Annotated in this window: 1 protein-coding gene; it reads right to left on the reverse strand. The window is 56.1% G+C overall.

Features of this window, described 5'->3' with window-relative positions; all coding sequences use genetic code 11:
* Positions 1 to 255 (reverse strand): P-loop NTPase family protein (locus AC0L3B_RS39885; protein WP_473383420.1); only part of this gene is annotated, 255 nt, incomplete at both ends.

Here is a 255-nt window from a genome sequence, read left to right on the forward strand (position 1 = left end):
GTCGCCGTGGCGCGGACGTCGACGATGGGCGTCAGAGGGGGCAGGTCGACAATCACATAGTCATAGGTAGTTCGTAAGCGAGCGAACAACTTGCGCATGTGTTCGGTTGCCAGAAGCTCGCTGCTATGAAGCAGCGGCCGAATCTTAACCACCGGCAAAAAGGCCAAATTCGTCTTTGGCTCCTGCCAGATCGCCTCTTCCAAAGAGCATTTTTCGAAAATGACCTCAAGCAAACCGACGCTCGCATCCGGCGCG

The organism is Bradyrhizobium sp. Kon56 (assembly GCF_055807635.1).